The following is a 24,033-nucleotide window of genomic DNA, read 5'->3' as shown; positions in this document are numbered from 1 at the left end:
GCGGGTGCGAACGGCCGGGAGCGGACATGCGGAGACTCGCGACGACCAGGGCGGCGGCCCTGTGTGCCGCGGTGGCGTTCGTGGCGGCGATGGGCCCGGCCTCCGCCTCCCCGGCGCCGTCGGCGGCGGGGCGGTCCGTGGTGCGGGCGACCGGGAACACCGTGCTGGTCGACTGCTTCTCGCAGCCCCTCACCCGTCCCGCCGACTTCATCCTGGCCTGCGGCGACGGCAACAGTCGCCTGACCTCGCTCCGGTGGGCGCGGTGGGATGCCGGGGCGGCCCGGGCGCGGGGCCTCAACGCGGTGAACGACTGCGAGCCGTACTGCGCGGCGGGGACGTTCCACTCGTATCCCGTCGTCGTCCGGCTGGAGCGGCCGACGTCCTGGACGAAGGACCCGCGGCGGCAGCGCTACGCCCGGATGACGCTCACCTTCACCGGCGACCGGCCGGAGCGGGCGGCCCGCACGGTGACGTACACGCTCTGGAACTGACCACCTCACGCGTCCGGACGGCCCCTCACCCGGCCTGGTCCGGTCCGCTCCCGTCGCCCTGCGCGAAGAGGTCGGCGAGCAGCCGCCCGCTGGTCACGGTGGTGTCGTCCTTGTGGGCGTGCCAGCGCTCGAAGGTCTCCGCCGCGGCGTCGGCGAAGGAGCCCTGAAGGCCGCTCCCCCGCCAGGCCTCGGCGATCTCCCGCATCTCCGGCTCCCAGCGCCAGGCCCGCGCGCCGGCGCTCGCCAGTTGCCCCGGCCGGGCCAGCGGGGTGTCCGGCAGCAGGTGCGCGGCGACGTCGAGGAGGTCGTCCAGGACACCGTGGCCCTCGGCGAGGGCGCAGGCCTGGGCGGCGAGCGCGTACGAGATCTTGTTGTAGGCGGCGAAGGCCAGCTTGAGCGCGGAGGCCCGGCCGACCGGGCCGGCCAGCACGACCGGCGTCAGCTGCGTGCCCTCGAACAGGGCGCGGACGCCGGCCACGACCGTGTCGTCGCCCGACAGGTAGAGCCGGGTGGTTCCGAGCGTACGCGGCGGCGGTCCGGTGATCCCTCCGTCGACGAGCCGCGCTCCGGTGCCGTGCAGCGCCTCCGCGCTCTGTGTCATGCGCTGGGGACCGACCGCGTTGGCGTCGACGTAGACGCCGTCGAAACCGGCGGCGGCGGTCCGGCGGGCCATGTCGAGGGCGGCGGCGGGAGGGCACACGCTCAGGAGCACGGTGCACTCGGCGGCCAGCTCCGCCATGTCGGCGGCGGGCCGCAGCCCCCGCTCGTCGGCCCGTTCCCGGGTCGCGGCCGAACGGCCCTGCGGTAGCCACCACACCCTGGCGCCCGCGGCCATCGCCTGGGCCGCCACCTGCGCTCCCATGGCGCCGGGGTGCACGATCCCCACGTCGGTATGAACCATGCCGGGACCCTATCGCCCGTCTGCGGGTCGCCCCGATGCCCATGGTTCACATTTCCCACACGTATCCATCACGTCGTGTTCATCGTCGCGGTAAGCTCCCCTCCGCTCCATTCGCACCACCGAGGGGGGATCCTCATGCGCACTCGCCATGTCCTGGCACTCGTCGCCGCCGTCGGATCGATAGCCGCGATGTCGGCCGCGCCCGCACAGGCCGCCGAATACACATCCGCCCTGAAGCTCAAGGGTGTTCAGTACGACGCGCCCGGCTCGGACTCCAACAGATGCTCGGGCGGCAACACGAAGGACGAGTACCTCACGATCAAGAACTACTCGCCCTCGAAGACCGTCAACCTCAAGGGCTACCTCGTCAAGGACGCCACCGGCAACAGCTTCCGCTTCACCGCCAGTCACTCCCTGGGCCCCGGCGACTACGTGAAGCTGCGCGGCGGCAAGGGCACCGACTCGGACGCCAAGAACGTCGTCTACCGCCAGAACTGCAACTTCATCTGGAACAACGACAAGGACACGATCTACTTCTACAAGCCGTCGGGCAGCCGGGCGGACGTGCACGCCTACACCAAGAGCGGTTCCGACCGCGACGGCAACGGCTACATCAGCTTCCACAGCTGACGAGCCGTCACGGCCGTCACGGTTGCGGTCACCGGCGGCTGCGCCACCTGCTCAGGAAGCGCTGAGCCTGGGCGCGGCGACGCGGGTCGGAGGCGGTACGACGCACCTGTTCCACGGTGCGGCGCCCCTGCGGACTCCTGGTGAACTGCTTGATGCGCTGGATGAGGCTCGGCATGGTCGTCTCTCCTCGGTCGGCAGGAACACACCCTCGTCGCTGCGCCTACCCGGTGGCGGACGCTTCAGGCCGCGGCCGGGGCGGGTGAACGGCGACTCCCGCGAACTGACGCGTTCCGGCACTCCGGAAAGCACGGTCGGCCCTTTAGAATTCTGCCGACCAACGCGGGGGATGAGTGTTGTGGACACCGTTATCGTGCAGTTGCCCGACGAATCGGGCTCTCGTTCCGGAGTAATTGACCAAAAGCCGCGACTCCTTCACATGGGGCCGGGGGAGACGAAGGACTTCGGGCGCGGTGCGCCGGGCCGGGCACCGGCCATCGTGCTGCCCGATGCCGGTGTGTCGCGTCACGCCGGGCGCATCGAGGCGGCGGGCGACTTCTGGCGGTTGTCGAACTTCAGCGCCACGTCCACGTATGTCGTGGAGAATCTCGAAGGGGCGGGCGAATACCTGAAGGTGGCGCCGGGGCGTCTGGGCGCGCCCGTGCCTTTCGAATTCTCCCGTGTGGTGCTGCCCGCTCTGGACACCACCGCGAGTTTCAAGGTGTTCGCACCGCAGCACGCCTACGCACAGGACGGTGCCGGGCCCGATCACGGGGAGCGCACCGTGAGCCCCTTCTCCCTCGACCCGACGTCCAAGTACTTCCTGGTGCTGGTCGCCCTGTGCGAGCCCCGGCTGCGCACCGCGTCCGCCGTGGCGCTGCCCGGCGCCGGGGAGATCGTGGAGCGGCTGCGGCACCTGGAGTCGTGCCGGGACCTGACCCGCTCCGCGGTGAACTACCACATCGACTATCTGACCTCCACCAAGCTCCGGCTGCGGACCGGGGCGGAGGACGACACCCGGGTGGGGGGCAAGCGGGAGGACCTCGTCACGCTCGCCCTGCGGTTCAACCTGGTGCGCGAGGAGCATCTCGTGCTGTTGCCGCAGCGCCTGCTCGGATACGCGCACTGACTCCTGACATCTGTCAGGGACCACGTCACCGCACGTCTCCCTAGAGTGCTGAGAGTCGGCCAAGTGCCGCGCGGAACCACATCAGTTCAGGGGGAAACACGTCATGCCCATGCGCACTCTCACCCGAGCCGTACTCGTCGGCGCGGGCACGCTCGCCCTGCTCGGCCCGCTCACCGCCGCGACCGCCGTCGCCGCCTCCGACGCCGAGCAGGGCTCCGTCGGCGTGCTGGCCGCACCGTTCGGGGTGGAACCGTACGAGACCGTCAACATCCGCAAGGGCCCGGCCAGTTGGACCGAGAAGGTCGGCCAGGTCACCGCGGGCCAGCCGCGCGGCGCCTACTGCTGGACCCGCGGCGAGTCCATCACCGACAACGGCTACACCAACGACATCTGGGTGCAGCTGCTGGAGGGCTACGTCAGCGCCGTCTACCTCAAGGGCAACGAGTACGGCGGCCTGCCCGCGTCCGCGACCTGCTGACCCACACCGACTCATGGGGGAACCACACATGAACAAGCTGATCCGTCGCTCCGCCGTCGCACTGGCCGCGACCGCCCTGACCACCGGCGCCCTGGTCACCACGGCCGAGGCCGCCCCGGCCGTCGCGAGCGGCGGCGACCCGACGCTCACCGACGTCTACATCTGGGCGACCGACGTCAACCTGCGCCAGCAGCCGTCGTCCAATGCCCCCCGGCTCGCGGTCCGTTCGAAGTACTGGCTCGACGCCGTGTGCCAGACCCAGGGCCAGAGCGTCACCGACCCCGCGGTCGGCACCAACAACTGGTGGACCGCGGTACAGGAGTTCGCGGGCAGTGACCTCGCCTACGTGAACAACCTGTACATCCGGGGCGGCGTGAAGATCGCGGGCGTCCCGGACTGCTGACGTCCCCCTCACCCGGTAGGCGCGAGGGGGTCTGTCCGACCTGGTGACCAGGTCGGACAGACCCCCTCGCGTCGGTGTGCCTCAGTGGCCGTCGCGCAGCAGCGCGCAGACGAAGTCCTCCTGGACGGCGCGCAGTTGCCGCAGCTCCTCGGGAGCCAGGGTGCCGTTGATCTGGCGGGTGACGGAGAACGTGAGCGAGCGGCTGCCGTCCGGTGTGGCGGCCATCAGCTGGGTGTAGCCGGGGAAATTACCGGTGTGCCCGAGCATGACGCCACAGCGTGTCGCGTAGCGGAAGAGGGCCAGTCCCGCGGTGTTGCGTCCCGGCCCGGCGGGTTCGGACGCGCCGGCGATCCAGCGTCGCTGTTCCCGTACGACACCCTTGCCGTAGAGCGCTCCCCCGGCGTAGCCGCGGACGAAGCGGGTCAGGTCGGCGGGTGTGGAGACGATGCCTCCGGAGGCCCACACCCCGGAGGTGCCCAGGATCTCGCTGATGTCCTCCGGCGGCGCGGGCGGGCTCACGTCGTATCCGTGCAGGTAGGGCTCGGGGAGCCGGTAGCCCTGCGGAAGGCTGGTGTCGCGCAGCCGCAGCGGCTCGTCGACGAGTTCGCGCAGCAGCCGTTCGTACGGCGTGCCGGTGACCGCCTCCGCCATCAGGGCCACGGCGATGTTGTCGGAGTTGGAGTAGCGGTATCGGGTGCCCGGACGGAACCGCAGGGGTTCGTGGGCCACGTAGTCGAGCAGGCGGCGCGAGTCGAAGCGGTGCCGCGGGTCGGCGGTGACCTCCTTGAGGAAAGCGGGGTCCTCGGTGAAGTCCGGCAAACCGCTGGTGTGGTGGAGGAGTTGGCGCAGCGTCACCGAGCCCCAGGCGGCCGGCAGGCGCGGCAGACGCCGACGCAGGGTGTCGTCCAGGCCCACGGCGCCCCGGTCGACCAGGCTCAGTGCCACCGCTCCGCTGAAGGCCTTCGCCGTGCTCGCGATGCGCATGTGGTCGTCGGGCCTCGGCGGCCGGCCGGTGGCGAGGTCGGCGACGCCGGCCCGGACGATACGGCTCTCGTGGCCGCGGCGGAGCACGACGATGGCGCCGGGCGGGCCGCCCGGACCGCGGACGAACCGGTCGAGCCGCTGTTGCAGGCTGTGCTCGTCCGGCGGGCGGGGAGTGGCGTCGGCCGCGGTGCTGACGGTGGCCGGGGTCAGACCGACGAGACAGCCGGCGAGGACGGCTGCCGCGCGCAGCCTCGGTAGGCGGGCGCGGCGGCGGGACGGTGCGGTGCGCTGGGGCATGGCGGCTCCTGAGGTGAACTGGGTCGCGGCCCCAGCCTCTCCGCGGCCGGGCGCCGCCCGCCCTCCGTGCTGCTGCATACGGCCCATTCGACTCGCGGCCCGGATACGCCTGACGGCCACCACGGACCGGCAGCCGTCTGCGCGAACGCCCCGGGCATCGGCACGGCATTTCGGACACTCGACGCAGAAGCGAACGGAGACCGGGCGGTTTCGAAACGAAGTATCGATCTACCGCACGAGAGCGGTCAATGACGATGTGTACTGTGCTGCGAATGCCTCTCGGCGTGGCCCCGGGACCGCGCCGTGCCCGAACGCTCGCCGACGTCCCTCTGGAATCGATGCGATGACCGAACTACCGGACCTCGTCGCCGGTGCTCTCGCCGCCGGCACCCTGGCCGCGCTCGCCCTCGGCGGCGGGCTGCTGCGGTCGCGACGCAGACAGGCCGCGCTGGATGCGGAGATCGCCGCGCTCCGCTCCCTGCTCGACGCCGCGCCGCTGACGTTCCTGGCCGAGGTCGAGCATCTGGCGGCACGGCGGGTACCGGCCGCCGCCCGGCAACTGGCCCATCCGCACGTGGTCGTGCCGGGTCCCGCGCAGCCGCAGACCGCCGGGGCGCCGCTGGGCATCGCGCTGGACGACGTCCTCGGGGCGCTGCGGGTCGAACTGGCCTCGCAGCGCACCCGGATCGACGCCGCGGCGCAGGCCGGGATGCGCGGGGCCACCCGCGAGATCCAGGCGGCCCTGTACCGGCTGCAGGATGCCCTGCGCGGTCTGCAACAGCGCTTCGACGACCCCGAGCTGGCGCAGACACTCTTCCAACTGGACCACGAGAACGAGCAGTCGCTGCGCCGGGCACAGGTCGCCGCGGTGGTGTGCGGGGCCTGGGTCGGTCTGGCCCGCGAGGAGTCGCATCTGGTGGAGGCGGTGACCGGCGGCCAGGCCCGGCTGGCCGGCTACCACCGGGTCCGGGTGAACAACCATCTGGAGACCGGTACCGCCCTGGTCTCGCACGCCGTCGAGCCGGTCGCGATCATCGTCGCGGAACTCCTCGACAACGCGCTGCGGCACTCCGCCCCGGACACCGACGTGGTGGTCGACCTGGAGCACGTCCATCACGGCGTCTGCGTCACCGTCGACGACGCGGGCGTCGGCATGACCCAGGACGAACGGGCGCGCGCGCAGCGGCTGGTGGCCGGGACCGAGCCGATCCTGCTCACCGACCTCGGTGATCCGCCGCGCATGGGGTTCGCCGCGATCGGCCGGCTGACCCGGCAGTTCGACCTGGCCGTGGACGTGTCGTCACCGTCACCGTACGGCGGGGTGCGCGCGGTGCTACGGGTCGACAGCAGCCTCCTGAGCCACCTCGACCCCGCCGAACAACCGCCCGCGGCCAGTGCCCCCCGTTCCACCCGCGGGACCGCACCGCGGACGCCGGCCACCGACACCCGCGGGCACGAGAGGGCCGAGCCGGGCGACGACACCGCCACCGCCGCACCGGGGCACCGGGCGGCGCGGGAGGACACGGGCGGACTGCCGCAGCGACGGCGCCGGGCGCGGGCCACCGCACCGGACCGGACCACGCCCCGGCGGCCGGCGACCGGCCCCGAGGAGGCCGCGGCCGCGCTCGGCGCACTGCAGTCCGGCACCGCCGCGGGCCGCGGGGACACCGAGGGGGCACGGACCGCCGTACCGGAGGAGAGCGCCGTGGCGGACGGGACCGCGCACGGCACCGAACAGACCGACTACGAAGGGGGAGCGGCTCGATGACAAGCCGCGAAGCGGGCGACACGGCGTGGGTGCTCCAACCGATCCTGGAGGTGCCGCACGTCGTCGCCGCCGTCCTGCTGACCCGGGACGGACTGGTGACGGGGTACACGGAAGCCCTGTCCCGGGCCTCGGCCGAGCGGGTCGCCGCCATCACGAGCACCGTGCAGGGGGCGTGCCGTACCGCCGCCGCCGCGTTCGCCGACGCCGACCGGGCCGAGGTGCGCCAGGTCGTCGTCGAGTCGGACCACGGGTACGTCCTGATCGTGCCGACCGACCACGGCACCTGTGTCGCCGCCTACGGGGACGGCGAGGTGCGCCTGGATCTGCTCGCTCACCGGGTGCACTCGCAGGTGGCCCGGCTCGGCGAGAAGGCGATGGCCGCGGCGCCCCGGGGCGACGACGGCGGCGCATCGGCATGACCGGCCGCCGTGCCGGCCGGCCCCTGGTTCCCGCCTACCTGTCGACGGGCGGGGTGGCCCGGCCCGGTGGACCCCGGCTGGACCGGCTGTCGGTGCTCACCGGCAAGGGGCTTCCCGTTCCCGAGGGGCTGTCCGCCGCCACGCTCGCCCTGCTGGACGCGCTCGGCGGCGGATCGCTGACGGTCGTGGAGGCGGCGGCGCTGCTGCGGCTGCCGGTCTCGGCGATCCGGGTGCTGGCCGCCGACCTGATCGACCGTGACCTGGTGCTGGCCCGGCCGCCGATTCCGCCCGCCGCCCCCTTCGACCCCGACCTGCTGAAGAGAGTGGCCGATGGCCTGCGCACCCTCAAGCGCCCCTAGCGCCGTCCACCTCCCCGACACCGCCCGCGACCTGGTGAAGATCCTGGTGGCGGGCCCCTTCGGGGTGGGCAAGACGACCCTGATCGACTCGGTGTCGGAGATCCGCCCACTGCACACCGAGGAGCGCCTCAGTGAGGCGTCCGCGCACCTGGACGATCTCGCCGGGGCGCGGGACAAAGAGACGACCACGGTCGCCATCGACTTCGGGCGGGTCAGCCTGCCGGGCGGGATCGTGCTGTACCTCTTCGGCACCCCCGGGCAGGAACGCTTCCGTTCGCTGTGGCAGGACATCGCGTACGGGGCGCTCGGCGCTCTCGTCCTGGTCGACAGCCGCCGCATCGACGCGTCGTTCGACGTGCTCGGGCTGGTGGAGGAGGCCGGACTGCCGTACGCGGTGGCCTTCAACACCTTCCCCGACACGCCGGGCCACTACACCGAGGCGCAGTTGCGCACCGCCCTGGACCTGGAGCCGGGCACGCCGATGGTGACGTGCGACGCCCGGGACACGAACTCCTCGATCGACGCGCTGCTCGCCCTGATCGACCCCGTGATCGACCGCCACCTCCCGGAGTACCGGTGACCACCTCTCCCCCCGCCCGGCAGGCCTCCTCCCCCTCCACCCCCGTGCGCCTGTGGGAGCACGGGTTCGCGCTGGACCCGCACCGCTACTACGCCGCTCTGCGCGCCCAGGGTCCCGTCGGCCGGGCGGAGTTGGCGCCGGACGTCCCGGCGTACGTCGTCACGGAACGGCGGGCCGCGCTGGACCTGCTCAACGACACGGAGACGTTCTCGCACGACCCACGGCCCTGGGAGTCGACGGTCGCGGACGACTCGCCGGTGCTCGGCATGATGCGCTGGCGTCCCAACACGCTGTTCGCGGACGGGGCCGCCCACATCCGGTACCGCGGTGCGCTGATCGACACCTTCGACCGGATCGAACCGCACGACCTGCGGGCCAAGGTGCACCTGGCGGTGCACCTGCTGGTGCGGCGGATCGGGCCGCGCGGCGAGGCCGACCTGGTGGGCGAGTTCGCGCGGCCGTTGATGGCGCTGGTGTTCAACAGCCTCTTCGGGCTGCCGGACAGCCAGAGCGAGCGGCTCGACTCGGCGCTGGGCAGGATGATCGAGGGCGGCGCCGAAGCGGCCGAGGGCGAGGCGGAGTTCGGCCGCTATGTGCTGGAGCTGATCGCCGCCAAGACGGAGCGGCGCGGTGACGACCTGCCGAGCCGGCTGTTGGACCATCCGGCCGGGCTGAGTCCGGAGGAGGTCGCCTGGCAGGTGTTCCTCACCCTCGGCGCCGGGCACGAGCCGACCGCGAACCTGGTGTCCAACGCGCTGTCCCGGATCCTCGGCAACCCCCTCTACTACTCGACCCTCACCAGCGGGGCCCGCCCCGTGATGGACGCCGTGGTCGAAGTGCTCCACCACGAGACGCCGCTCGCGAACTACGGCGTCCACTTCGCCCGCGACCCCGTCACCTTCCACGGCACGCGGATCGAGGCGGCCGTCCCGGTCGTGATCTCCTACGGGGCGCTCGGGCAGACCGCCGAGCAGGAGGTCACCCGTGGCCGCCATCCCCAGGACGCGTCCCATCTGTCCTGGTCGGCGGGCCCGCACGCCTGCCCGGTGAAGCAGCACACGCTGCTCATCGCGACCGAGGCGATCGAACGGCTCACCCAGTGGCTGCCCGACCTGGAACCCGTCCTGCCGCGCGACCTCCTCACCTGGCGGCCCGGGCCGTTCCACCGCTCGCTGACGTCCCTGCCCGTCCGGTTCAGCCCTCGCACCCTCGACCAGCCGGGAGAGCTGTCGTGACCGTGACCGAACGCATCGCCCTGGACCCGTTCGGCGCCGACATCGCCGGAGAATGCGCCCGGCTGCGCGCGCTGGGCCCGATCGTGCCCGTCGAACTGCCGGGCGGCATCCCCGCCTGGGCGCCCACCGGCCACGACGTCCTCAAGGCCCTGATCCTCGACCCGCGGGTCAGCCGGGACCCCCGCAAACACTGGAAGCTGTGGCCGGAAGTCGGCGAACACCCCTCCTGGGGCTGGGTGCTCGGCTGGGTGGGCGTCGTGAACATGCTCTCCACGTACGGCGCCGACCACGCGCGGCTGCGCAAGCTGGTCGCGCCGAGCTTCACGCATCGGCGTACCGAGGCGATGCGGCCCCGGGTGGAGGCGATCACCACGGAGCTGCTGGACTCCCTGGAGGCGGCCTCCGATGCCGACGTCGTCGACATCCGTGCGGCGCTCGCCCATCCGCTGCCTATGCGGATCATCTGCGAACTGTTCGGTGTGCCCGAGGAGTTGCGGGCGGTCACCGGACGGCTGATCACGGCCATCATGGACACCTCCGACCCGAGCCCGGAGCACACCGCGTTCGTACAGGAGCAGATCGGCACGGTGCTGCCCGCGCTCATCGCGCACCGCGCCGAGCACCCCGGCGACGACCTCACCACGGAGCTGATCCGGGTCCGGGACGCCGACGGCGACCGGCTCGGCGACGAGGAGCTGTTGTACACCCTGCTGCTGGTCATCGGTGCCGGATTCGAAACCACCGTCAACCTCATCGGCAACGCGGTCGTCGCCCTGCTCCGCGATCCCGGACAGCTGGCCGCCGTACGGTCCGGGGAGCTCGGCTGGGACGCCGTCGTCGACGAGACGCTGCGGTTCCACCCCTCGATCGCCTCGCTGCCGCTGCGGTTCGCGGTCAGCGACCTCACAGTCGGCGGCGTCACCGTGCCGGCCGGGGACGCGATCCTCACGACGTACGCCGCCGCGGGACGGGATCCGGTGCGCTACGGGCCGGACGCGGACGTCTTCGACGCGGCGTGCGGGGACGAGGACCACCTGGCGTTCGGGATCGGCGTGCACCGGTGCATCGGCGCGCCGCTGGCCCGCACGGAGGCGCTGACCGCACTGCCGGCGCTGTTCGAACGGTTCCCGGAGCTGCGCCTGGCCGTCCCGCCGGACGAACTGCGGCAGGTGCCGTCGTTCATCGCGTTCGGCTGGCAGGAGATTCCGGTACGGCTGCACGGCTGACCCGGCGCCACGGCACCTCGCGGGAGCGCGACCGGTCCCCCGTTCCGGTCGTGCCCCCGCGGTGCATTGAACTTACGTCCGAAACGGGACGTTGTGAATCGCGTCCATGCCCGCTGTGCCGGGCACAGGGCTCACCCGTGCACAGGTGAGTCCGGATGGCCCGGTTTCGTCCGGTCCAGGACGGGCGGTTCCAGGTCCCCCAGGAACAGGTGGGCCAGGACGACCTCGTAGAGATCACTGCCGACGGCGAGCAACTGGCGTTCCAGGACGGGTTCCGCGCTGCGGACGTGCTCGCGGACGGTCTGCGCGTGCATGCCGAGTGTCAGCGCGGCCCGTTCGGCGTTGCCGCCGGCCGCGATCCAGACCCGCAGCGTCCGGCGCAGGTCCCGGGAGTCGGTGTCCAGCCGCCCGAGGAGGTCGTGCGCCCACACCCGCACGGCGGTCCCGGCGAGCAGCTCGGCGAGATGGCCGGGTGCCTGCCGCGCGGCCCCGCGGACGTCCGGGAGCTCGGCGAATCCGACCTGGGTGTTCAGGGCGAGGTGGGCGGCGGCGCGGACGGTCAGGTCGGAGAAGTCGGTGTCGAGCAGGCCCTCCACGCGTTCCATGCGGGCGCGCACGGTGTTGCGGCTCACGCCGAGGATCTTCGCCGCGTTCACTGCCGTGAACTCCAGGCCGAGGCGAGTGGTGGCGAGGAGCTCGGCGCGGGTGTGGTGCGGCAGGGTGTCGAGGGGGTGCAGTACGCGGGCGGTCCAGGCGCGGAGGACGACGGGGTCCATCAGGCGTTCGGGGTGGGTGCGTTCGGCGTAGACGGCGGCCTTGTCCGGGCGGAAGCGCGCCACGGCCAGCGCGCTGACCGCCTGCCCGTAGGCGGTGGCGGTGCGGGCCAGGCCCTGCCGGACGCTGCCGCCGAGGTAGGTGTCGGGGTTGCGGACGACGAGCGAGCGCAGGGCGGCGCCGGCACCCTCTTCGGGAGTCACGACGATCACGTGCTCGTCCTTGGCGGGGCAGCGCACCACGAGGGCCTGCTCCTGTGTCGCGTCGAGGCACTCCTCGGCGAGACGGTCACGCTCCTCGGCACAGCCTTCGAGGACGTAGACGCAGGCGGTCTCCGTGTCGAGGAGTCCGGGCCACAGTCCCGCGGCGACGCGGCGGGCGGCCACGGTGTCCTCGACCATCAGCAGTTGCAGGATCGCCAGCCGCAGGTCGGAGGTCGCGCGCCGCAGCCGGTGTCCGGCGGCGGTCGTCTCGCGGGCCCGCAGCAGCAGCTCGACGACCTGTGCGGTGTGCGCGACGATGTCGGACGCCCGCCGGTCGAAGGGGGCCGTACGGGCCACGGCGAGCACGCCGGGCGCGGCCGGGGCCGGCCGCTCCACCCTGACGAGCCGCAGGTGCCGGCCCTCGCCCTCCCAGGCGGCGGAGGCGATGCGCCCGGCGACGATGTCCGCGACCAGGTCCGCCTCCAGCGGCATCCGGGTGCCGGCGAGCGGCGTGCCGGTCTCGTCCTGGAGGGAGGCCTCGCCCTGTACGGCGGCGGCGAGCCAGGTGACGACCCGGCGTGCGTCCCGCCCGGCGGGCCGCAGGTGGTCCAGCAGCTCCTGGGCCCATGCCGCGTCGTGCGTGCCGGGCGTCTCCGTACGGCGGACTCCGTCCTCTCGGCCAGCCACGTCGGCCTCTCCTCGCGTCGTGCGGCGTTCCGCTCGGGGACGTTACCTCACACTGACCGAAGGTCAACCGATGCGGGCACCGCACCCCACCCGTCGCGTACGCGAACCTGCCGGTGTCGGTCGCCGGGCTCAGGTCGGCTCGCCGGGAGGGCCCCGCCGGCGCGGACGGGAGGGGTGACACGCCGAGGCGGGCCGGCGTCCGGGCCCGGACGCACCGCGCGCCACCCGGCCCGGCACGACCCCCGCACCCGTACGGCATAAGCTCGATGGATGGCCAAGTACTTCGACGTGCACCCCGACAACCCGCAGCCGCGCACCATCTCCCAGGTGGCCGACAGCATCCGCTCGGGAGCGCTCATCGCGTATCCGACGGACTCCTGCTACGCGCTGGGCTGCCGACTGGGCAGCCGTGACGGCATCGACCGGATCCGGACGATCCGACGGCTGGACGACCGGCACCACTTCACCCTGGTGTGCCAGGACTTCGCGCAGCTCGGTCAGTTCGTACGGGTCGACAACGACGTCTTCCGCGCGATCAAGGCGTCCACGCCCGGCAGTTACACCTTCATCCTCCCGGCGACGAAGGAGGTGCCGCGCATGCTCCAGCACCCGAAGAAGAAGACCGTGGGCGTGCGCATCCCCGACCACGTCGTCACCCAGGCCCTGCTGACCGAGCTCGGCGAGCCGCTGCTGTCCAGCACGCTGCTGCTGCCGGACGAGGAGGAGCCGATGACACAGGGCTGGGAGATCAAGGACCGGCTGGACCACGTCCTGGACGCGGTGGTCGACTCCGGGGACTGCGGCACCGAGCCGACGACCGTCATCGACTTCTCCGGCGGCGAGGCCGAGATCATCCGCAAGGGCGCGGGCGACACCTCCCGGTTCGAGTAACGGGTTCACCAACGGCCGTCCATGACCAGGTCAGGGGGCCAGGGGTGCCGGAAGTGCCCCTGCGCGGGCGTGCCACGATGACCGGGATCCGGCCGACCGTCCGTCCGGGCGGTCCCGCCGGCCCCGCACCTCAGAGAGGCAGCCTCAGCCATGACCGTCGTACAGGGAACCGCCGTCGACATCCCCACCGAGGACGGCATCGCCGACGCCTATCTGGCCCACCCGGGTGACGGGACGCCCCGGCCGGCCGTGCTGCTCTACATGGACGCGTTCGGGCTGCGGCCGCAGCTGACGGCCATGGCCGACCGGCTGGCCGAGGCCGGCTACACGGTCCTGGTGCCCAACCTTTTCTACCGGCACGGCCGGGCCCCGGTGTTCGACCTGCCGGAGTTCATCGACCCGGGAGCGCGGCCGGAGATCTTCCGGCAGATCGGCCCGGTCATGGAGGAGCTGACCCCCCAGCTGGCGATGCGGGACGCCGGCGCCTGGCTGGCCTGGCTGGCCGAGTCCCCCTTCGCCACCGACGGTCCGGTCGCCCTCACCGGCTACTGCCTCGGCGCCCGCCTCGCCCTCCTCACCGCCGGCACCCACCCGGACCGGGTCGCGGCGGCGGCCGGCTTCCACGGCGGGCGGCTGGCGACGGACGCGCCGGACAGCCCGCATCTGGTGGCCGGCACCGTGACCGCCGAGTTGTACTTCGGGCACGCCGACCAGGACCCGTCGCTGCCCGTCGAGCAGATCGAGCGCCTGGAGGAGGCGCTCACCGCGGCCGGTGTCCGCCACACCTGCGAGGTCTACTCCGGGGCGCACCACGGTTACACGCAGGCCGACACCGCCTCCTACGACCGTGCGGGCGACGAGCGGCACTGGGAGGCCCTGCTGGACCTCCTCAAGCGCACCTTCTGAGGCGCGCCCCCGGAGAGATCTCCGGAAGCGCACCCACGGATCCGCCTGGCTGGAAATCGTCGCTGCGTGACCGAAGTTGAATCGCAGTCAGTAAAAGTTGGCCGTTACCCTCGGGAACCGCTTGCTTTACGCGGCCATGACCGTAAACCTTCCCCCACGAGCCGTGACTCTGGGGGGAGCTGGCGTATGAATGGCACGGTTGACGGTTTCCGCTATGGCCTGGTGACGCCTGTGGCGGCCTTTGTGATGGCATGCCTGGGAGGGGCACTGGGGCTGCGCTGCACGGTACGCACGCTGCTCGACACCCAGTCCTGGAAGACGGGCTGGCTGGCGCTCGGCGCCGCCGCGATCGGGTGCGGCATCTGGACGATGCACTTCATCGCCATGATCGGGTTCCAGGTCGTGGAGACCCGGATCCGCTACGACGTGGGCCTCACGGTGCTGAGCCTCGCGGTGGCGATCGTCGTGGTCGGTATCGGCGTGTTCATCGTGGGCTACCGCGGCACCAGTACGGCCTCGCTCTCGGTCGCGGGCACGGTCACCGGTCTCGGTGTCGCCGCGATGCACTACCTGGGCATGGCCGCGATGCACATCAACGGCGAGGTCCACTACGACCCGCTCGTGGTCGCGCTCTCGGTGCTGATCGCCGTCGTCGCCGCCACCGCGGCCCTGTGGGCGGCGGTCACCATCCGCGGCTTCCTGACCAGTCTCGGCGCCAGCATGATCATGGGCGTGGCCGTGTCCGGAATGCACTACACCGCGATGGCCGCCGTCAGTGTCAAGGTGCACGACACGACGGGCGGCACCTGGGCCGGCGACTCGCCCACCTCGCTGCTGCTGCCGATGCTGGTGGGCCCGGTCATCTTCCTCGTCCTCGCGGGCGTGGTCGTGATGTTCGACCCGCTGCTGGTCCTGGGCGACGGCGAGTGGACCCGGTCCATGCCGACCCGGGAAGCCGCGCCCGCCGAGCCGCGCACCGGGCTCGTTCCCGGGCAGCGGCCACGGGTGTCCTCCGGGTCTCCGCAGCGCGTGCGGCGGCGCTGAACGGCCCCAACTCCAGGCCGGTTCTAGATCGTTGTTACGGTGCACGGGTGGCTGAATCATCACGTGACACCGCCGAGGGAGCCGGTTGGGGCGCTGCCGAACAGGGCCGCTACCGGCAACTCCTGCCGCAACGGGTTGAGAAGATCTCCTGGCTGAACCCGAGGACGCTGTGGGCCGCCCGCAACGGTGTCGTGGCGTCCTGGCTCGGGGATCCCACCGGCCGGACCCGTGGCCGGTGGGTCGCGCAGCGCACGGCGGCCGGCGCCCCGGCCGACAAGGTGATCCGGCGCGAGGACCCGGACCGCTTCTCCTTCATGGTCATCGGTGACACGGGCGAGGGGGACGACCCCCAGTACGCCGTCGTCCCCGGGTTCCTGAAGGCCGGTCAGGACACCCGGTTCGCCGTGGTCGCCAGTGACGTGATCTACCCGGTGGGCAGCGCCGACGACTACGGCACGAAGTTCTTCCGCCCGTACCAGGACTACCCGGCGCCCATCTACGCGATCCCCGGCAACCACGACTGGTACGAGGACCTCGGCGCCTTCATGCGCGTCTTCTGCGACGACGCCCCGCCCCTCCCACCGGAGCCCGCGCCCCGCCCCCTGACCCGCGCCCGGCTGCGCTCCCTGCTGTGGCACCGGCCCCGCGCACAGGACGGCCAACGCCTGCAGCAGGCACGGCAGTTGCGCCCGGCCCCGGCCCAACAGGCCGTCCAGCCTGGCCCGTACTGGGCGATCGACGCCGGACCGGTGCGGATCATAGGCATCGACACCGGTCTGCTGGGCACCCTCGACGCCGAACAGGGCGCCTGGCTCCGCGAGGTCTCGCGGGACCCGCGCCCGAAGATACTCATCACCGGGTCGCCGCTCTACGTCGACGGCGAGCACCACCCCTGCCCCATCGACGGCGGCGGCACGGTCGACGACATCGTCCGCGACCCCGACCACCGGTACGTGGCGGCGATAGGCGGCGACATCCACAACTACCAGCGCTACCCGGTCCAGGTGGACGGCCGCACCCTCCAGTACGTCGTCTCGGGCGGCGGCGGCGCGTTCATGCACGCCACCCACACGATCCCGCACGTCTCGGTCGCGGACGTCACCGAGAAGGACTTCCGCTGCTACCCGCTGCGCGGTGACTCCCTCGCCTTCTACAGCCGACTGTACGGCCACCGACTGCGGATGCGCCGCTTCTTCACCCTCACCGAGGCCGAGGCCACGGCCGTGATCGCCGAGCGGCTCGGCATCACACCGACCCGCAGCCCGGGACAGCCCGCCCGGATCACCCTGCGCACCCGGCTCGTCGCCAGTCTGCTGGGCGCGGGAGGCCGCCCCGACCGCACCTCGCGGTTCCGGCTCCCGGTCCGCAAGATCTACACACAGCTGTTCTCGCCGAGTTCGGTCACCTACAGCCCGCCGTTCTTCAAGTGCTTCCTGCGCCTGGACGTCACCCCGGAGGCGATCCGGCTGCGCTGCTTCGCGGCCACCGGCAACCGCGCCCAGGAGATCGATCCGCCGGTCGAGGACGAGGTCACCATCCCGCTCCCCGCTCCGCCGGCCTGATCCCGGCCGTACGACCACCACCTGCGACAATCCCACAGAACCACTGTTCGACCCGCCCGCTGGAGGAGCCCGTGCCGCCGACCTCTCGACCGTTGCGCAAGCTGGGTTTCCTGACCATCGGGCTGTTCGACGAGAACGATCCGCGCCGGGGCCACGAGTCCACGCTGGAGATCATCGAACTGGGCGAGCGGCTCGGCTTCGACAGCGCGTGGCTGCGCCACCGCCATCTCCAATACGGCATCTCCTCGCCCGTCGCGGTCCTCGCGGCGGCCTCGCAGCGCACCCGCCGCATCGAGCTGGGCACCGCGGTGATCCCGCTGGGCTGGGAGAACCCGCTACGGCTGGCCGAGGACCTGGCGACCGTCGACCTGCTGTCGGGCGGCCGGGTCAACCCGGGCGTGAGCGTGGGCCCGCCGATGCACTACGACCAGGTCAAGAACGCGCTGTACCCGGACACGGCGGACACCGAGGACTTCGGCCACGGACGGGTGCGGCGGCTGCTGGACTTCGTACGGGGCAAGCCGGCCACCGACTTCAGCGGGGTCGAGGGCTTCGAGGCCACGCGGCGGCAGCCGCACATCGAATACAGCGCCGACCGGGTGCAGCCGCACTCCCCCGGCCTGGGCCGCCGCCTCTGGTACGGCGGCGGCAGCCTCGGCTCGGCGACGTGGGCCGGCGAGCACGGCATGAACTTCCTGACCAGCAGCGTCGTCAAGGCCGAGGACGACGGGGAGGCACCGGACTTCGCCGCGATCCAGCTGTCGCACATCCGCGCCTTCCGCGCCGCCCACCCCGACGGCGAGGCGGCCCGCGTCTCCCAGGGCCTGGTCGTGATCCCCACCGACTCCGCCTCACCGGAGCAGCGCGCCCGGTACGAGGAGTACGCGGCCGAGCGCCTCCCCCGTACCGCCGCTCCGCAGGGCCCGGCCAAGCTGATGTTCGCCCCCGACCTCGTCGGCCCCTCGGACGAGATCGCCGAACGGCTGCAGGCCCACGCCGCGTTCCGGGAGGTCGACGAGGTCGCGTTCGCGCTGCCGTTCACCTTCGGGCACGAGGACTACGTGCAGATCCTCACCGACATGGCGACGAAGCTGGGCCCGGCTCTGGGGTGGCGGCCCGGCGTCTGAGGGCGGTCACCTGCGTCCGGGCGAGGTCACCAGCGTCCCGGCTCGGTCCCGACGATCGGCTCCGACGGCTTGCCGTCCACGCCGACCGGCACGTCACCGGTGAGCATCACCCGGTGCATGGTCCGGGGGTGGCCGAGATGGGCGTTGTCGCCCGGGGCGAGGTGGATGGTGGCCCTGTTGTCCCAGAAGGCCACGCTGCCCGGCTCCCAGCGGAACCGGACCGTGTACTCGGGCCGGGTCGCCTGCGCGAGGAGCATCTCCAGGATCGCCGCGCTCTCCGCGCGGGAGAGGTCGGCGAGCTGCTCGACGTAGTAGCCGTTGACGTACAGGATCCGCTCCCCCGTCTCCGGGTGGACACGCACCAGAGGGTGCAGTGAGGCGACCTGGTGGTCCAACAGGTGCCGGACGTAGGCGTCGTCGCCCGGCCGGGGCTGGTAGCCGACGCCGAGCCGGTGCTCGGCGCGCAGCCCGTCGGCGAACTCCCGGACGGGGCCCGAGAGTCCGGCGTACGCCGCCGCGAGATTCGACCAGGTGGTGTCGCCGCCGTAGGGCGGTACGGTCTCCGCGCGCAGGATCGTCGCGGCCGGCGGGTCGATGCGGGCGCCGTGGTCGCAGTGCCAGCCGCGCAGCAGGGTGTGGCGCCTGCGTCGCAGCCACTCGTCGTGCTCCATGCCGAACCCGCCACCGAGTTCCAGCCGGTCGGCGGTCGTCTCGACCTCGGGGAAGTCGGGCGGCGAGGCGCTGCCGCGGCGGCGCGGGACGACCGGTTCACCGAACCGGCGGGCGAAGGCGACATGCCCCGCGTGGTCGAGGCGCTGGCCGCGGAAGAACACCACCTTCCAGCGCAGCAGCGCCGCCCGGATCGCGGCGACCACGGTGTCGTCGAGGTCACCGGCCAGGTCGACGCCGGTGATCTCGGCTCCGATGTGTCCGGCGGCCGGTGTCACCTCGATCCCGGCGGCCTCGTCCGAGCGGCCCGCAGAGGCCCTGTCCGTCGTCATACACGCTCCGATGGTCCGTCCCGGCCGGCCCCGGTCCGGCCGGCTCCCCCGAAGATCGTGGCAGCGTTCGCCCTGCTTGGCGACAGCGCCTCGCCACCATGTCGTCTCCGGGACTCCCGGGCCGGTCGGGCCCGGGACATGGCATCGACATGTCGACCACTCCCCTCTCCGGTTGATCACGACCCGCCTCATCCCTGAGGCTGGAGGTACGACACCGTCAAGGGAAGGTCCCACAGTGATCAGCATCCCGACCCGCACGCTGAACGACGGCACGACGCTGCCCGCCCTCGGACTCGGCACCTGGCCGATGGACGACACGCAGGCGGAGCAGGCGGTACGCGCCGCGCTGGAGGCCGGTTACCGCCTGCTCGACACGGCGACGAACTACCGCAACGAGACCGGTGTCGGCCGTGGCGTGGCCACCGGTGACGTGCCCCGCGACGAGATCGTCGTGACGACCAAGCTCCCCGGCCGGCACCACGGCTACGAGGAGACCCTCGCCTCCTTCGAGGAGTCCCGCGCCCGCCTCGGACTGGACCGGGTGGACCTGTACCTCATCCACTGGCCGCTCCCCCGCGTCGACAGGTACGTCGACTCCTGGAAGGCCATGGTCAAGCTCCGCGAGGAAGGGCTCGTCCGCTCGATCGGCGTCTCCAACTTCACGGCGGAGCACATCGACCGCCTGGAGAAGGAGACCGGGGTCCTGCCGGCGGTCAACCAGATCGAGCTGCACCCCTTCTTCCCGCAGGACGAGCTGCGCGCCTTCCATGCCGCCAAGGGCATCGTCACGGAGAGCTGGAGCCCGCTGGGCCGTGGCACGGCCCTGCTGGAGGATCCCGCCGTCGTCGCGGTCGCCGAGGCCCACGGGGTGACGCCCGGGCAGGTCGTCCTGCGCTGGCACAGCCAACTCGGCGCCGTCCCCATCCCCAAGTCGGGGGACCCCGAGCGACAGCGTCAGAACCTCGACGTCTTCGGCTTCGAACTCGGCCCGGCCCAGATGGCGGCGATCGGCGACCGCGCCCACGGGCGCATCGGCGGGGATCCGGAGACCCACGAGGAGTTCTGAGACCCGGCTGCCGCGAAGGTGGGTGATCCGTGGAATCCGGCCCCAACCGGCCTGCTGTGCCTCTAGGTTCGGGGCGGCACGGCGTTCCCGCGTCCGGCGTACCCGCGTCCGGCGTGTGCCCTGCGCCCACCGAGCCGGGAGGATTCCGTATGCGTCCACCGTTCCGCACCGTCCTGAGCGCCACGGTCGCCGCCGCCACGCTGTTCGTCGGCGGCAGCGCCCACGCGACGCCCGCCGGCCCGGGGGTGAGCGCCCGGCTGATCTCGCAGAAGACCGTCGGGAACACCGACTACGTGGTCAGGGAGATCACCCTGCCGCCCGGCCAGGCCACTGGCTGGCACTACCACGACGGCCCTCTCTACGCCTTCGTGCAGCAGGGCACGCTGAGCCACTTCGACTCCACGTGCGCCTCCGACGGCGTCTACCCCGAGGGCAGCGTCGTCGAGGAGCCGGCCGGGCCGGGCAACGTCCACATCGGCCGCAACCTGGGCGACTCCGCCGTGGTCCTCGACGTGCTGTACGTGCTGCCGCACGGGGCGCCGTTCTCGCAGGACGCGCCCAACCCCGGCTGCCCGTTCGAGTGAGCGCGACGTTCGCGTGGCCGCAAGGGGCGTGATCAGAACGAGGGCGGTTCGAGGGACTGCTCGGCCCAGATCGTCTTGCCCGTGCCGGTCTGCCGGCTGCCCCAGCGCTGGGTGAGCTGGGCGACCAGCAGCAGTCCGCGCCCCCCTTCGTCGAAGACGTGGGCGCGGCGCAGGTGCGGGGAGGTGGAACTGGCGTCGGAGACCTCGCAGATGAGGGTCTGGTCCCGGATCAGCCGTAGCCGGATGGGCGGTTCGCCGTAGCGGATCGCGTTGGTGACGAGTTCGCTGACGACGAGTTCGGTGACGAAGGCGGCCTCGTCCAGTCCCCACGCGGTGAGTTGCTCGGTGGCGGCCTGCCGGGTCGCCGCCACACGGGCGGGGTCCGGTGTGACGTCCCAGGTGGCGACGCGGTCCTCGCCCAGGGCCCGGGTGCGGGCCAGCAGCAGGGCCACGTCGTCGCCGGGCTCCTCCGGCAGTACGGCCTTGAGGACGGTGTCGCACAGGGCGTCGAGGGTGTCGGTGCGGGCGGTCAGGGCACGGCAGAGTTCGGCGGTGGCGTGGTCGATGTCGCGGTCCCGGTCCTCGACGAGTCCGTCGGTGTAGAGGGCGACGACGGAGCCCTCGGGCAGTTCCACCTCGCTGGCCTCGAAGGGCAGGCCGCCCACGCCCAGCGGGGGTCCCACGGTCAGGGGGATGAGCCGCGCGGTGCCGTCGGGCAGTACGAGGGCCGGCGGCGGGTGGCCGGCGGCGGCCATGGTGAGGAGGCGGGAGACGGGGTCGTAGACGGCGTAGAGGCAGGTGGCGCCGAGTTCCGCGACCTCGGTGTCGGTGTCGTCCGCCGCGAGATGGGTGACCAGGTCGTCGAGGTGGGTGAGGAGTTCGTCGGGCGGGAGGTCGACGTCGGCGAGGGTGCGGACAGCCGTACAGAGGCGTCCCATGGTCGCCGAGGAGGGGATGCCGTGGCCGACGACGTCGCCTACGACCAGGGCGACCCGGCTGCCGGACAGCGGGATCACGTCGAACCAGTCACCGCCGATGCCCGCGAGGGACCCGCAGGGCAGATAGCGGTGGGCCACCTCGACCGCGGCCTGTCCGGGCAGGCCGCGGGGCAGCAGGCTGTGCTGGAGGGCCAGGGCGGTGGCGCGTTCGCGGGCGAACCGGCGGGCGTTGTCGACACAGACGGCGGCCCGGCTGGCGAGTTCCTCGGCGAGGACGGCGTCGTCCTCACCGTAGTCGTCCGGGTGCGCGATGCGGACGGCCACGGCGACGCCGAGCGTGGTGCCGCGGGCCTTCAGCGGCACCGCGAGCATCGAGTGGACGCCGCTGCGGTGGGAGCGCCCGGCGGGGGCCCGCGCGTTGCGCTCGTCGACCCATCGCATGAAGTCCGACTCGCCGGCCCGGCTGAGGACCGCCCGTCCCTCCCGCAGTGCCCGCGCGGGCGGCGAGTACCCGGGATAGACATCCGTCTCCCCCAGGTGCACGGCTGCTTCCGGTGTGCCCTCGGTGCCGGAGCCGTGGGCGACGCGCCGCAGGACGATCTCCTCGTCCCGCGCTCTGGGGGGTTCGTCCGCGCCGAGGACCCAGTCGAGCAGGTCCACGCTGACGAAGTCCGCGTACCCCGGGGTGAGGAGCTCGACCAGTTCCTCGGAGGTGCGCACCACGTCCAGGGTGGTGCCGATGCCGGCCGCCGCCTCGTTGAGGAGGGCCAGGCGCTGCCGGGCCCAGTACTGCTCGGTGCTGTCGAGCGCGGCCAGGGCGACCGCGGTGACCGCTCCGGAGGCGTTCCTCACGGGCCACATCTCGATGTTCCAGGCGTGCTCCCGGTTGAGGGCGGGCGCCCCCGTGAAGCTCTGGTACTGCACGGGCCGGCCCGTCTCGGCGACCTGGCGCAGATTGCGGTGGAAGCCCCGGCTGTGCTCGGCGTCCTCCACGCTCTCCGGGAAGGGTCTGCCGAGCAGGACGTCCTCCGGCACGCCCATCACCCGGCAGGCCGTGTCGTTGACGCGCAGATAGCGCTGCCGGGTGTCGAAGACCGACATGGACACCGACGCCTGCTGGAAGGCCTGTCCGGCGAGGGTCGTCTCGCCGGGCGGCTGCCCGGTGATCACATAGCCGTTCGCCGTGCCGTCGACGCCGAGGACCGGGTGGGCCGTGAGGGCGAGCGCGACGGCGGCACCGTCGCGGTGGCGCAGCACGACGGTGCCGGCCAGTGCCGCGACGGCGCCGTCCGGCGGGTCCTCGGCGAGCAGTTCCCGTGCGGCGCGTCCCACGACCTCCTCGGCCGGGTATCCCGTCAGTCGCCGGGCGCCGTCGCTCCACCCCGTCACCATGCCCCGGGTATCCGTGGTCGCCGCAGCGGAGACGTGCTCCATAACGTCCAGGATGGTCCCTTTGTGGCGGCGCATCAACCGTGATGCGCCCTTTGGGACCCGGCTCCTCAGGCGCGGTGGGCGCGCAGGGCCTCCAGGGCCCGGTCGGCGTGGGTGTTCATCCGCAGTTCGCTGTGGACGACCTCCAGGACCGTCCGGTCCTCGGCGATGACGAAGGTGATCCGCTTGGTGGGCGCGAGGGAGAAGCCCCGCTTCACACCGAACAGGTCCCGGACCTTTCCCTCGGGGTCGGACAGCAGCGGCATGCCGAGGCTGTGCTGTCCGGCGAACTCCTGCTGGCGCTCGACGGCGTCCCCGCTGATACCGACGGGCCGGGCGCCGACGGCGGCGAACTCGGCGGCCAGGTCACGGAAGTGGCAGGCCTCCGCGGTGCAGCCGGGGCTGAGGGCGGCCGGGTAGAAGAACAGCACGACGGGTCCGTCGGCGAGCAGTCCGGACAGGCTGCGAGGGGTGCCGGTCTCGTCCGGCAGGGTGAAGTCCTCGATCCGGTCACCGGTCTCCGGGCGCCCGCTCATGACCGGCCCTCCCCGCTCTTCGCGACACTGCGGGCCCACAGGACGAGGGGCAGCTGGAGCGGCAGCCTGCCGATCGCGGCGGCCTTCAGGGGTGCGGGCCGGTGGCGCCAGTCGACGGCCATCTTGACGTTGGCGGGGAACACCCCGACGAAGAACGCGGCGGCGGCCTGCGCGGTCCTGCGCCGGGTGCGCGGTACGGCGATGCCCGCGGCCAGCGCCAGTTCGACGACTCCGCTGGCGTACGTCCAGGTCCGGGGCGCGCCCGGGAGGCTGCGGGGGACGGTCGCGTCGAACGAGCGTGGAGCGGCGAAGTGGGCGACACCCGCGGTGGCCAGCAGGCCGGCGAGCAGCAGGGGCGAGCGTTCGGACCGGGACACGGTTCCTCC

General features: G+C 72.5%; 26 protein-coding genes. 18 read left to right on the top strand and 8 right to left on the bottom strand.

Annotated features, from left to right (window positions below):
* Nucleotides 1–26 precede the first annotated feature (26 nt).
* Nucleotides 27–491 (top strand): hypothetical protein, encoded by a 465-nt coding sequence (locus tag ACZ5VD_RS34935; RefSeq protein WP_468684559.1) that lies wholly within the window; start codon nucleotides 27–29, stop codon nucleotides 489–491.
* A gap of 25 nt (nucleotides 492–516) precedes the next feature.
* Here the strand turns inward: ACZ5VD_RS34935 and ACZ5VD_RS34930 are convergent, their stop codons facing one another.
* Nucleotides 517–1,392, bottom strand: coding sequence for an NAD(P)-dependent oxidoreductase (locus ACZ5VD_RS34930; RefSeq protein WP_468684558.1), 876 nt, complete (start codon nucleotides 1,390–1,392; stop codon nucleotides 517–519).
* 135 nt (nucleotides 1,393–1,527) lie between these two features.
* Between ACZ5VD_RS34930 and ACZ5VD_RS34925 the strand changes: the two genes are divergently transcribed.
* A complete protein-coding gene (locus ACZ5VD_RS34925; protein ID WP_468684557.1) occupies nucleotides 1,528–2,022 on the top strand; it encodes a lamin tail domain-containing protein in 495 nt (164 codons plus the stop codon).
* Nucleotides 2,023–2,050: 28 nt separating this feature from the next.
* Here ACZ5VD_RS34925 and ACZ5VD_RS34920 read toward each other — a convergent pair whose 3' ends face one another.
* Complete coding sequence (locus tag ACZ5VD_RS34920; protein WP_468553885.1) at nucleotides 2,051–2,197, bottom strand: hypothetical protein; 147 nt, start codon at nucleotides 2,195–2,197, stop codon at nucleotides 2,051–2,053.
* Nucleotides 2,198–2,377: 180 nt separating this feature from the next.
* On the opposite strand from ACZ5VD_RS34920, the gene ACZ5VD_RS34915 reads away from it, so the two are divergent.
* The 3 genes from ACZ5VD_RS34915 to ACZ5VD_RS34905 all read left to right on the top strand — a co-directional run bounded on the left by ACZ5VD_RS34915 (nucleotide 2,378) and on the right by ACZ5VD_RS34905 (nucleotide 4,029).
* Nucleotides 2,378–3,148 carry a serine/threonine protein kinase gene (locus ACZ5VD_RS34915; protein ID WP_468553886.1) on the top strand — a complete coding sequence of 257 codons (771 nt, stop codon included), beginning with the start codon at nucleotides 2,378–2,380 and terminating at the stop codon, nucleotides 3,146–3,148.
* Nucleotides 3,149–3,251: 103 nt separating this feature from the next.
* Complete coding sequence (locus ACZ5VD_RS34910; protein WP_468553887.1) at nucleotides 3,252–3,626, top strand: SH3 domain-containing protein; 375 nt, start codon at nucleotides 3,252–3,254, stop codon at nucleotides 3,624–3,626.
* 28 nt (nucleotides 3,627–3,654) lie between these two features.
* Entirely contained in the window at nucleotides 3,655–4,029 is a 375-nt protein-coding gene (locus ACZ5VD_RS34905) for a peptidase M23 (protein ID WP_468553888.1), read from the top strand.
* A gap of 81 nt (nucleotides 4,030–4,110) precedes the next feature.
* Here ACZ5VD_RS34905 and ACZ5VD_RS34900 read toward each other — a convergent pair whose 3' ends face one another.
* Nucleotides 4,111–5,310: a serine hydrolase domain-containing protein gene (locus tag ACZ5VD_RS34900; protein WP_468684556.1), complete on the bottom strand. Its 1,200-nt coding sequence runs from the start codon at nucleotides 5,308–5,310 to the stop codon at nucleotides 4,111–4,113.
* Nucleotides 5,311–5,653: 343 nt separating this feature from the next.
* Between ACZ5VD_RS34900 and ACZ5VD_RS34895 the strand changes: the two genes are divergently transcribed.
* From ACZ5VD_RS34895 to ACZ5VD_RS34870, 6 genes are read left to right on the top strand one after another with little or no spacing between them, the layout of a single operon-like run.
* Nucleotides 5,654–7,078 (top strand): ATP-binding protein, encoded by a 1,425-nt coding sequence (locus tag ACZ5VD_RS34895; RefSeq protein ID WP_468684555.1) that lies wholly within the window; start codon nucleotides 5,654–5,656, stop codon nucleotides 7,076–7,078.
* Nucleotides 7,075–7,497 carry a roadblock/LC7 domain-containing protein gene (locus ACZ5VD_RS34890; protein ID WP_468553891.1) on the top strand — a complete coding sequence of 141 codons (423 nt, stop codon included), beginning with the start codon at nucleotides 7,075–7,077 and terminating at the stop codon, nucleotides 7,495–7,497. The genes ACZ5VD_RS34895 and ACZ5VD_RS34890 overlap by 4 nt, the downstream gene beginning before the upstream one ends.
* Nucleotides 7,494–7,856, top strand: a complete 363-nt coding sequence (locus tag ACZ5VD_RS34885; protein WP_468553892.1) for a DUF742 domain-containing protein — start codon at nucleotides 7,494–7,496, stop codon at nucleotides 7,854–7,856. Before ACZ5VD_RS34890 ends, ACZ5VD_RS34885 begins: the two co-directional genes overlap by 4 nt.
* Entirely contained in the window at nucleotides 7,828–8,436 is a 609-nt protein-coding gene (locus ACZ5VD_RS34880) for a GTP-binding protein (RefSeq protein WP_468553893.1), read from the top strand. The genes ACZ5VD_RS34885 and ACZ5VD_RS34880 overlap by 29 nt, the downstream gene beginning before the upstream one ends.
* Complete coding sequence (locus ACZ5VD_RS34875) at nucleotides 8,433–9,671, top strand: cytochrome P450 family protein (protein ID WP_468553894.1); 1,239 nt, start codon at nucleotides 8,433–8,435, stop codon at nucleotides 9,669–9,671. Before ACZ5VD_RS34880 ends, ACZ5VD_RS34875 begins: the two co-directional genes overlap by 4 nt.
* Nucleotides 9,668–10,897 (top strand): cytochrome P450 family protein, encoded by a 1,230-nt coding sequence (locus tag ACZ5VD_RS34870; protein WP_468684554.1) that lies wholly within the window; start codon nucleotides 9,668–9,670, stop codon nucleotides 10,895–10,897. The genes ACZ5VD_RS34875 and ACZ5VD_RS34870 overlap by 4 nt, the downstream gene beginning before the upstream one ends.
* 131 nt (nucleotides 10,898–11,028) lie before the next feature.
* On the opposite strand, the gene ACZ5VD_RS34865 is transcribed toward ACZ5VD_RS34870, so the two are convergent.
* Complete coding sequence (locus ACZ5VD_RS34865) at nucleotides 11,029–12,561, bottom strand: helix-turn-helix domain-containing protein (protein WP_468553896.1); 1,533 nt, start codon at nucleotides 12,559–12,561, stop codon at nucleotides 11,029–11,031.
* A gap of 270 nt (nucleotides 12,562–12,831) precedes the next feature.
* Between ACZ5VD_RS34865 and ACZ5VD_RS34860 the strand changes: the two genes are divergently transcribed.
* The 5 genes from ACZ5VD_RS34860 (at nucleotide 12,832) to ACZ5VD_RS34840 (ending at nucleotide 18,091) form a co-directional block, all read left to right on the top strand.
* Complete coding sequence (locus tag ACZ5VD_RS34860) at nucleotides 12,832–13,452, top strand: L-threonylcarbamoyladenylate synthase (protein WP_468553897.1); 621 nt, start codon at nucleotides 12,832–12,834, stop codon at nucleotides 13,450–13,452.
* A 150-nt stretch (nucleotides 13,453–13,602) separates the two neighbouring features.
* Nucleotides 13,603–14,358, top strand: coding sequence for a dienelactone hydrolase family protein (locus ACZ5VD_RS34855; RefSeq protein ID WP_468553898.1), 756 nt, complete (start codon nucleotides 13,603–13,605; stop codon nucleotides 14,356–14,358).
* A gap of 186 nt (nucleotides 14,359–14,544) precedes the next feature.
* Entirely contained in the window at nucleotides 14,545–15,402 is an 858-nt protein-coding gene (locus ACZ5VD_RS34850; RefSeq protein WP_468553899.1) for an MHYT domain-containing protein, read from the top strand.
* A gap of 47 nt (nucleotides 15,403–15,449) precedes the next feature.
* Nucleotides 15,450–16,964, top strand: a complete 1,515-nt coding sequence (locus ACZ5VD_RS34845) for a metallophosphoesterase family protein (RefSeq protein WP_468684553.1) — start codon at nucleotides 15,450–15,452, stop codon at nucleotides 16,962–16,964.
* Between the two features lie 71 nt (nucleotides 16,965–17,035).
* Nucleotides 17,036–18,091, top strand: coding sequence for an LLM class flavin-dependent oxidoreductase (locus ACZ5VD_RS34840; protein WP_468684552.1), 1,056 nt, complete (start codon nucleotides 17,036–17,038; stop codon nucleotides 18,089–18,091).
* 26 nt (nucleotides 18,092–18,117) lie between these two features.
* Here the strand turns inward: ACZ5VD_RS34840 and ACZ5VD_RS34835 are convergent, their stop codons facing one another.
* On the bottom strand, nucleotides 18,118–19,092 hold the full coding sequence (locus ACZ5VD_RS34835; RefSeq protein WP_468684551.1) for a TauD/TfdA dioxygenase family protein: 975 nt from the start codon (nucleotides 19,090–19,092) through the stop codon (nucleotides 18,118–18,120).
* 235 nt (nucleotides 19,093–19,327) lie between these two features.
* Between ACZ5VD_RS34835 and ACZ5VD_RS34830 the strand changes: the two genes are divergently transcribed.
* Both ACZ5VD_RS34830 and ACZ5VD_RS34825 read left to right on the top strand, forming a co-directional pair.
* Entirely contained in the window at nucleotides 19,328–20,158 is an 831-nt protein-coding gene (locus tag ACZ5VD_RS34830) for an aldo/keto reductase (RefSeq protein ID WP_468684550.1), read from the top strand.
* Between the two features lie 149 nt (nucleotides 20,159–20,307).
* The gene (locus ACZ5VD_RS34825) at nucleotides 20,308–20,742 is read left to right on the top strand and encodes a cupin domain-containing protein (RefSeq protein ID WP_468684549.1); all 435 of its coding nucleotides are present in this window, start codon (nucleotides 20,308–20,310) and stop codon (nucleotides 20,740–20,742) included.
* A 32-nt stretch (nucleotides 20,743–20,774) separates the two neighbouring features.
* Here ACZ5VD_RS34825 and ACZ5VD_RS34820 read toward each other — a convergent pair whose 3' ends face one another.
* The 3 genes from ACZ5VD_RS34820 to ACZ5VD_RS34810 form a co-directional block, all read right to left on the bottom strand.
* Nucleotides 20,775–23,114, bottom strand: coding sequence for a SpoIIE family protein phosphatase (locus ACZ5VD_RS34820; RefSeq protein WP_468553905.1), 2,340 nt, complete (start codon nucleotides 23,112–23,114; stop codon nucleotides 20,775–20,777).
* A 65-nt stretch (nucleotides 23,115–23,179) separates the two neighbouring features.
* The gene (locus ACZ5VD_RS34815) at nucleotides 23,180–23,647 is read right to left on the bottom strand and encodes a peroxiredoxin (protein WP_468553906.1); all 468 of its coding nucleotides are present in this window, start codon (nucleotides 23,645–23,647) and stop codon (nucleotides 23,180–23,182) included.
* Complete coding sequence (locus ACZ5VD_RS34810) at nucleotides 23,644–24,024, bottom strand: DoxX family protein (protein WP_468553907.1); 381 nt, start codon at nucleotides 24,022–24,024, stop codon at nucleotides 23,644–23,646. The genes ACZ5VD_RS34815 and ACZ5VD_RS34810 overlap by 4 nt, the downstream gene beginning before the upstream one ends.
* Between the last annotated feature and the right edge of the window lie 9 nt (nucleotides 24,025–24,033).

The sequence above is a fragment of the Streptomyces sp. NPDC032822 genome, assembly GCF_055578825.1.
This window is presented reverse-complemented; position numbering and strand designations above follow the sequence as displayed.